The sequence below is a fragment of the Candidatus Laterigemmans baculatus genome (genome assembly GCF_010367455.1).
GTDB classification, from domain to species: Bacteria; Planctomycetota; Planctomycetia; order Pirellulales; family Pirellulaceae; genus Laterigemmans; species Laterigemmans baculatus.
Window position 1 is genome coordinate 80,741 of record NZ_WRPR01000034.1, and the last position, 7,127, is coordinate 87,867.

Annotated in this window: 13 protein-coding genes; 2 read left to right on the forward strand and 11 right to left on the reverse strand. The window is 58.6% G+C overall.

Annotated elements, in window-relative coordinates:
• Positions 1-75 precede the first annotated feature (75 nt).
• Positions 76-708, reverse strand: a complete 633-nt coding sequence (locus tag GNK13_RS07390; protein ID WP_235934890.1) for an HD domain-containing protein — start codon at positions 706-708, stop codon at positions 76-78.
• Positions 709-796: 88 nt separating this feature from the next.
• On the opposite strand from GNK13_RS07390, the gene GNK13_RS07395 reads away from it, so the two are divergent.
• Positions 797-1,144, forward strand: a complete 348-nt coding sequence (locus GNK13_RS07395) for a hypothetical protein (RefSeq protein WP_164101862.1) — start codon at positions 797-799, stop codon at positions 1,142-1,144.
• 173 nt (positions 1,145-1,317) lie between these two features.
• Here the strand turns inward: GNK13_RS07395 and GNK13_RS07400 are convergent, their stop codons facing one another.
• The 3 genes from GNK13_RS07400 to GNK13_RS07410 all read right to left on the reverse strand — a co-directional run bounded on the left by GNK13_RS07400 (position 1,318) and on the right by GNK13_RS07410 (position 2,822).
• Positions 1,318-1,710 (reverse strand): hypothetical protein, encoded by a 393-nt coding sequence (locus GNK13_RS07400; protein ID WP_164101863.1) that lies wholly within the window; start codon positions 1,708-1,710, stop codon positions 1,318-1,320.
• Positions 1,711-1,779: 69 nt separating this feature from the next.
• A complete protein-coding gene (locus GNK13_RS07405) occupies positions 1,780-2,256 on the reverse strand; it encodes a hypothetical protein (protein ID WP_164101864.1) in 477 nt (158 codons plus the stop codon).
• Between the two features lie 101 nt (positions 2,257-2,357).
• On the reverse strand, positions 2,358-2,822 hold the full coding sequence (locus GNK13_RS07410) for a macro domain-containing protein (protein WP_164101865.1): 465 nt from the start codon (positions 2,820-2,822) through the stop codon (positions 2,358-2,360).
• 460 nt (positions 2,823-3,282) lie between these two features.
• On the opposite strand from GNK13_RS07410, the gene GNK13_RS07415 reads away from it, so the two are divergent.
• Positions 3,283-3,903, forward strand: coding sequence for a PIN domain-containing protein (locus GNK13_RS07415; protein ID WP_164101866.1), 621 nt, complete (start codon positions 3,283-3,285; stop codon positions 3,901-3,903).
• 116 nt (positions 3,904-4,019) lie between these two features.
• On the opposite strand, the gene GNK13_RS07420 is transcribed toward GNK13_RS07415, so the two are convergent.
• From GNK13_RS07420 to GNK13_RS21440, 7 genes are all read right to left on the reverse strand, one after another.
• Positions 4,020-4,643: a hypothetical protein gene (locus GNK13_RS07420; RefSeq protein WP_164101867.1), complete on the reverse strand. Its 624-nt coding sequence runs from the start codon at positions 4,641-4,643 to the stop codon at positions 4,020-4,022.
• 31 nt (positions 4,644-4,674) lie between these two features.
• The gene (locus GNK13_RS07425; RefSeq protein ID WP_203328973.1) at positions 4,675-5,298 is read right to left on the reverse strand and encodes a DUF4259 domain-containing protein; all 624 of its coding nucleotides are present in this window, start codon (positions 5,296-5,298) and stop codon (positions 4,675-4,677) included.
• Positions 5,299-5,381: 83 nt separating this feature from the next.
• Complete coding sequence (locus GNK13_RS07430; protein WP_164101869.1) at positions 5,382-5,594, reverse strand: hypothetical protein; 213 nt, start codon at positions 5,592-5,594, stop codon at positions 5,382-5,384.
• On the reverse strand, positions 5,591-5,854 hold the full coding sequence (locus tag GNK13_RS07435) for a hypothetical protein (RefSeq protein WP_164101870.1): 264 nt from the start codon (positions 5,852-5,854) through the stop codon (positions 5,591-5,593). Before GNK13_RS07435 ends, GNK13_RS07430 begins: the two co-directional genes overlap by 4 nt.
• A gap of 1 nt (position 5,855) precedes the next feature.
• A complete protein-coding gene (locus GNK13_RS07440; RefSeq protein ID WP_164101871.1) occupies positions 5,856-6,062 on the reverse strand; it encodes a hypothetical protein in 207 nt (68 codons plus the stop codon).
• Positions 6,063-6,495: 433 nt separating this feature from the next.
• Complete coding sequence (locus GNK13_RS07445) at positions 6,496-6,822, reverse strand: hypothetical protein (RefSeq protein WP_164101872.1); 327 nt, start codon at positions 6,820-6,822, stop codon at positions 6,496-6,498.
• A 47-nt stretch (positions 6,823-6,869) separates the two neighbouring features.
• On the reverse strand, positions 6,870-7,127 hold a 258-nt coding region (locus tag GNK13_RS21440; protein WP_203545346.1), incomplete at its 5' end, for a hypothetical protein.

A 7,127-nucleotide genomic window follows, 5' to 3' on the forward strand; every position in this document is an offset into this window, starting at 1 on the left:
ACCCGTTTCAGCCGTCTGACAAAATAAACGCCCCGACACGAACATGCTGAGAATTCGGAGGCGTCGTTGACTGGATTAGCTGGTCTCCCGTTGAAACTGATCCAAGAATGTTCGCATGAACTGCTCACGCTCGGAGGCCAGGCGGCGGCCGGCGTCGGTGTTCATGAGGCCTCGCAGCTTGAATAGCTTGTCGTAAAAGTGATCGACGCCGGTTTTCTCGCCGTGAGCATCGCTGCGATAAAATGGCTGGCCAATGACGGCCCCATATTCAATCGTGCGGACAATTCCGATCGCCCCCAGCGCGTCCAGTCGGTCAGCGTCTTGAACAATCTTGCCTTCCAGTGATAGCTCGGCTGCAGCGGCACCTTTGCGAAACGAGATGTTATCGACGATGTGCATAACGTGCGTGATCGTTTCGGGCGACTCCCCCAGGTCGCTCAGGATGGCCTGGGCGAACTCGCCGCTCCGTTCGATGCCCGCGTGGAATTTGGCGTCGCCAAGATCGTGCAGCAGAGCTGCCAATTCGATCACCATCCGGTCTCCACCTGTCTGAGCCTGAATATCGCGAGCCGATCTCAGCACTCGAGCCACATGGTCGAACCCGTGCCCAGCACCCTGTCCGGCGAGCCGCTGCTGCACAATCTGTTCGACTTGTTCGATGATCGCCGGATCGTAGTGAGGCATCTCGCGTTTTCTTGTGGTCTTCATTGCGTCGCGTCGAGCCGCTGGCGAAAGGAGCCAACAAACCACCCCGCTAGCGATTGACACTTGCGGCGGCTATCCGATCAACGTGTATTTGATCGACACCCCCAAGGGGCCTTTGCTGCGCCTCGACGACGCAGTTTCGGAGCACCTATTGGATCTCGCTACGGAGTCTACCTACCTGGTGGCCCGCGTGGAGGGCATTGCTTACATCGGCGTGCTCACTGACGAAAGAACGTCGACAGGATGGTCAATCATAAACGGTGACCGCTCTACGCTTTCCGTTCCAATTGGCGAAGCCGAGGCGAAACCAATGACCGACCTGACACTCGATGCGGCTGAATCGTACATTGGCCGCATCGACGGCGGGCTCGGCCGCTTACGCTTTATACCAGCAGCCGAATCGCCAGAACTTCCAATCGACCACCTGTTCGACCGCTGACAAGACGTACGAAACAACGCGAGCTGGACATGGCTCGGTCGGCTCGCTGCGCTCGAACTCGCCCGCTTCCGGCCGCGTTGTCCTCACCGCCCACCATTCAGCGGTCTTGATGCACGTTTCGCACCGCTCGGCTTCCGTCGCGTGCCCTTGGCGCTTCCGGTTCATCAACGGGGTCAACGCGTGGGGTCAACGCGTGCGGAGCGAACCATCATTTTTCTCACCATAGCCGCAATCGCCATGACGATCGCTCCGGTGACTCCGCCGTAGAACGACATCAGTGCTATTCCGAAGATTGCTCTACCAATCCCCTTGTCGACCTCAAAAAAGTCGATTGATGCAAGTGCCTTGCCGTTCGACACAGCGACGCCGTATGCAAAAATCCCGAGCATCGCCAGCGCAACGAGCACCCCGATTCCGCCGAAGATCCATGCCGAAAGCTTCGCCCCGAATTTAGCTCCCCGCCAGGCTTCAGTGGTGACTGATGCCGAGTGCTGCCTTGAGCCGGACCCCGATTTCCTGTCGGGGCTCGGCGCAGCACCGGGCTCGTACGGATTTATCTGTGCCATCGATGGTGCACCGCATAAGGGGCAGAACTGCACGATTCGCCGTGGCCGCGGCATCAGCTGCGAGCTCACTCAGACGAATTGTAGCCAGATCCAGTACCGTTGCTTAAGTGGATCGTAGACTCCGTAGAGCTTGTCGAACCGCTTCCCCGTGCTGAACATCACAAGGGAATCTTCGGAAGCTCGGTCGCCCGGCATCTGCGGCGAGCGGCCACCCAAGAACTCGAGTACATCTTGGCGGTTCTGAATGTCCGTTCCTTCGTACGTTAGCGAAACATCGGCAGCTTCACAAAAATCGGCAATGGCGGCGCGTGATGCGGTACCGGTAAGCGTGCAGGTGCCACCCCCGTGAGGATGCTGGTAGCATGAGTAGTTGATGGGGGCTGTTGCTTCAAAGTCGTGCAGCAAATCTCCGACAAATGGAACGTCGGACGGAAGCAATGCCTCGCCGGATGCGGAGCGACCGACTCCTAGCGAGAGGAACCAAATTGCGAGGCATGTGAGAGAGATCGCCAGCGTGACTGGTAGCAGCTTGCGAGATTGCAGCATCGTGGATGTTCGGGTTCCCATAACCATTATGTCAGTCGGGTGCTCGGTGCTCGCCTGCTGGCCGGCGGTCCGATCGATCTGGACCTCATGGCTCCTTCGTCCTATTTGCGGTACCGGACGATTCTGACCTCGCCGTCGAAATCACATCGCGTCAGTTCGTCTTCGATGATTGGCTGAATTCGGGCTGGCTTCCCACCACCTGATCCGGCACCGATCAGGGGCATGGCGATCGAACGATAGCCACGTTCCTTGGCTAACGCGATCGCGTTGCGGACGGAGTCGCGGACCGACCGCTCTGAGGATCGCCAAAGGAGATTGATGCCCGCCACATGGATGATCGCCTTGAACGGTAGTTTCCCGGCGGTCGTTTCGAAAGCTTGGCCCAGTGGAATTGCGCCGAGACGCCCGAGTCCCCGAAACGGCTGGAGGCCTCCCCGCTTCTTGATTGCTCCCGAAACCCCCTGAGGCAGCAGCAGCCACCACGGAATGACGTTCCGGTTCCACGCATTGACGATCACATCCACGTCCTGCTTGAGCAGATCGCCGTCGACAATTGTCAAGTTCACGCCGTATTTAGCTCCAAGTTGCAGCGAGCAGCCAGAGGATGGTTCACGCCGTGCCTCGCATGACCGCCGCGAGTCGCTGCTGGGCCTTGGACAGTCTCGGTGGCGTCGACAGGGCATGCCAGAACTCCCGTTGTTCTGCCGCCGTCGTCGCGATGGACCGAGCCTCGGCCGCTGCGAGCCGTGCCTTCGCCTATTCATCTAGCCGGACCATGACCGACTTAGGGGTTTCCATGATGTGCTAGGGTTGTTGTACTGTTGAGGTGTTCGAACTTCGGAATTGTACTACCAACCAGCAAGGCTGGGCCAGTCTTGCGGATGATTCCGGATTTGCGGGCAATCAGCTGCAGCGGGCGACTGGGGGCACTGCGAGGTTAAATGTCGGGCGGCGATGTAGTACCGGCAGTGGTGGCGACCCGGCCCCACAAATGTATTCGTAAAACGTCGTAGAGGTCGTCTCGTCTTGCGCACCAACTACGTCCTCATCGACTTTGAAAATGTCCAGCCAACCTCCTTGGCCGAGCTGGACGCCGAACACTTTCGGGTGCTGGTCTTCGTTGGTGCCAACCAGAACAAGCTGGACTTCGAAACCGCCGCCGGTCTCCAGCGGCTTGGGCCGCGGGCTGAATACGTGAAGATCTCAGGCAATGGGTCCAATTCGCTCGATTTCCACATCGCCTTCTACATCGGGAGCCTCAGTGCGGCGAACCCCGACGCCGTTTTTCACATTGTCTCGAAAGATAAAGGCTTCGATCCACTCATCCAGCACTTAAAGGGACGCAACGTCAGCGTTACGAGATCCGCGGGCGTTGCGAACATCCAGATGCGAAACACGGCTCGCTCAAAGACGATCGCCGAAAGGGTCGCCATTGTAGTCGACAACCTACGTCAACGTGGAACCTCGAAGCCGCGGACGGTCAAGACCCTCACGAGCACGATCAACTCGCTGTTTCAGAAGCAACTCACCGACGAGGAGTTGGCGTCCGTCGTTAGGTGCATGCAGTCCCTGGGAATTGTCGCCATCGAAGGGGCGAAAGTGACCTACGCCCTGGGATCTGCGGCAGCGTTGAAGCCCCCTCCCTGAATTCGAGCGGTCGTCACAATTGCCGAGCGTCGTCCACCGCGTCCGCTACCATCACCAAGCCGGCGAAATCACGATTGAGCTGGAAGAGGAAATAACGCCTCGGGAAGCAACCGATCTCAGCTAGGCACGTTAAACGCGTAGACATGGGCATCGCCATCTCCGAGGAAGATCGTGCGGCCATCCGATGCGGCCGCAAGCCGATAGATTTCTCCCCGAACCGTCGATTGGGGACCACCGTCGATAAGCATCTGCCGACGCTCGAGTTGAGCCACCGCTGTGATTTTCAGAGGATGGAGTGACCAGACAAGGACTTCGCACCAGACTTGCTTTCCGTCGTCTCTGCGCACGTGGCGCCAGGTCGTAAGCCGTTCGTCATCGATCCAACTAAAATCGACGCGGCCTGATCCAGTGTACGGGGCGTCCTCGTCAGTCCAGGGGCGCACTGCTTGCACTTCTCCTCGCAGGTCCTTGTATTTAAATGGTGAGATCTCGCAAACCCATCGGTTGTGCGGCGAGATGAGTGACCCCATGAGACCGCTCGATGCGCCGACGATCGTGCGGATTTTCTTTCCCGTCTCCATTTCCCAAAGGACCCGGCCGTTCCCCGACCGGCTGATCGCCTGGTGTCCGTCGGATGTGAGCTGCAGGCCGGCGTACTTATTTCGCTGTTTCTTGATCAGTTTGCCCGCTTCGAGATCCCAGAAACAAATACTGCCCTTCCAGCTGGTGGCTGCGATCATGCCATCGGGGCTGACGACGCACGAGCTATCGTCAGCGTCCTTTGGGGGCCACGAGGAGATCAGAATCGTTCCGCGGATGGGCAGCATCGATCAGGTTCCGAATCAGCATTCCGGTGGTGGCATCGAGCAGTTGAAGGTGCTGATTTGTGCCGGCGAGTAACCATCTCTCGCCAAGAGGATGAATCGCTCGCACGGTAGGCGGAGAAACGCCCCACAATAGCTTCGAGGCATTCTGGCGCTGCTCCGGATTTGCCAGGTCGAGCGACCATTTGAGCTCCATCGTCGGCAGAACTGCAGGCGTTTCGACAGACTTGGGAGACGCCTGTGCGGTCGGCCTCGGCGGGGCGAGCCGCGTTTGCAACTCCTTGATTTCCTTCTTGATTTCACGGATCGACGCCGGATCACGCTCGGCCAAAGCCTGCAAACGGTCGACTGCGAGTTGGAGATGCTGCTTCAGGTTTCCAGCCGGCCAGACATACGCTCTTCCCAACAGGTAGACGACGTGCGCCGCGGCTCGCACGATCTCAGGGTGTTTATCGAGATCCGCATTGAGTCCTTCAGCAATCCTGTCGGCGAATTTCGTTTCGTCGAAGACTTCACCAAACCAGTCAGCGGCCGTGTCATTATCCCAAGGTGCATCGCCCCACACTCCCATCGAAGGTCTCCTCAAGACGCCCGTTTCGATACAGATTGAACGTGTTTGGTTGGCGGAATGCTGAGCCACTGCCCGGCGGGTAGTTACTGGCTTACCAAACTCGCTAGCAGATCTGTCACGCCCACCATTGCCGCGGCGCGGTTCATCTCGCACACGACATCGACGTCCATCGTCGTACGCGAGGCACCATGGAATGAGCTCGCGACACTCCCACCGACGAAGTGACGAATTTGCAACGTGCGAAACGCTTGAACGACAGGGGTCAGAGCGTCGACGAGGTCGTCCATGCCGATCAAGCCAGACGCTCCGCTTTCCAGCGGCGGACGTCATCGGCCAGAGGTTTGCCGTAGGTCAGCTCAATGAATAGCAACTGCACTTCGCTTTCGTCGAGATCGGGGTGGCGGCGGCGAATCGCGTCCAATGCCATGTTTCGAACCTGGCGGGACATGGCGCACATCTGCCGGATGCGATCTTGTGGGGTCATTCTCCGCAAGCATTCCAACTGGACCGCTTGCGCTTCGGGAGAAGTGTCGGTCGTGTAAACGCCGGCTGTCATGTCACCGTGAGCCAGTATCGTTGTCGCGAGATTCGCTGGCGTCCAGCGTTTGAAAAAGTTCATCGGCGACTCCCGTTAGGGCGTCGTCGTTCAGCGCCGCACTCTGCAACTCCCCACTGCGGCGCAACATCGCGACCAGCAATTCGTGCTGCTCGTTCGGAGGCAACGACTCGAAAGTCGCTAGCAATTGCTCTGCGGTTTTAGACACGGTGGCGTCCCGAGAAAGGAGACAGACGCCACTGTACATTCTCCGGCAGGCGTGCGCCTCGATAACCCGCGCCGGCGCACACCCGAGACGCGGCTGTCCGTCATTCCGGTGATTTTAGCAGGTACGCCGAGGGCTGCCTGCCGGCGGCAGGTCATAACCTAAGGTCTGGGAGTACCGGTTTTGCCGATGTTCCGCGATCGCGCGGGAGAGCGCGGCAAGCCTATAACCTGTGAGAGAGGCGAGAGTTTTTATGAGAGATCCCCCCGGGGAGGGGCGGTTTTTGGGGTTTTGGCCGGATTGGGCGCGAGAGTGGGGAGAGGTGGCTGGGGGGCGGAAAGTGCGGTTTTTCCACGAAAAAAAGCCGATGTTTGGCGGTTGGCTAAGCATCGGCTTGTTCGGAACGCCGCTACTTTCGCGGAGCGAAAGGCGACTCTCAAGTTGCGGGGGCCAGACGCTTTTCAAGCGCGTGAGCGCAGCGGCCCAAATTGCCCGTGGAATCAGCAGCCAGCTGAGAGCTTTTCAGCAATGGAAACGCCATGACCGACGGCGAGTCAGTCCGAGGCTTCCACTTCCAAAACCAACCTCCTCGCCCCCCTCTTGCCCCAGAACCTGCATTCCCGTCTTCGGCTTTGACGACCGACGTGAGTTCTACTCGTGTATCGAGCAGCTGCCGTTCTTCCTCGTCCATCTCCAGAAAATCCGCGGCATCGCCTACCTTCCAGCCCGCGGCTTCTAGCATTTTCCGTTTCTGCGTGTCCATCTACTCGTACCTCGGTCGCGGTTACTAGGCCACCTTACCGGTCTCCGTTAGATCAACTCGGCGAAGGCTCGCAGGCGGACTACCGTTTCTGGAAGATGCTGCCTGGCCAATGTTTCCAAAAACGCTTCAACGTTCAAGGATGGACTCTTCAAAGCCGCACGTTGTTTTCTCGCTGCCGAGCATACCGCTGCCGCATTCAGATCGAGCAGGTTGTAGTGCGTCAGCGGAAATGGGACTTTCGGTAAGTTACGATTGACGGGCTCGGTTTCCCTAGGAGAGCTCGCATGAGTCAGTCGAAGAAGCGT

What these genes read in the sequence shown, in the direction of transcription:
- GNK13_RS07390 (WP_235934890.1), bottom strand. Translation starts at nt 708, where the DNA reads ATGAAGACCACAAGAAAACGCGAGATGCCTCACTACGATCCGGCGATC.
- GNK13_RS07400 (WP_164101863.1), bottom strand. Translation starts at nt 1,710, where the DNA reads ATGGCACAGATAAATCCGTACGAGCCCGGTGCTGCGCCGAGCCCCGAC.
- GNK13_RS07405 (WP_164101864.1), bottom strand. Translation starts at nt 2,256, where the DNA reads ATGCTGCAATCTCGCAAGCTGCTACCAGTCACGCTGGCGATCTCTCTC.
- GNK13_RS07420 (WP_164101867.1), bottom strand. Translation starts at nt 4,643, where the DNA reads ATGATCGCAGCCACCAGCTGGAAGGGCAGTATTTGTTTCTGGGATCTC.
- GNK13_RS07425 (WP_203328973.1), bottom strand. Translation starts at nt 5,298, where the DNA reads ATGGGAGTGTGGGGCGATGCACCTTGGGATAATGACACGGCCGCTGAC.
- GNK13_RS07435 (WP_164101870.1), bottom strand. Translation starts at nt 5,854, where the DNA reads ATGACAGCCGGCGTTTACACGACCGACACTTCTCCCGAAGCGCAAGCG.
- GNK13_RS07445 (WP_164101872.1), bottom strand. Translation starts at nt 6,822, where the DNA reads ATGGACACGCAGAAACGGAAAATGCTAGAAGCCGCGGGCTGGAAGGTA.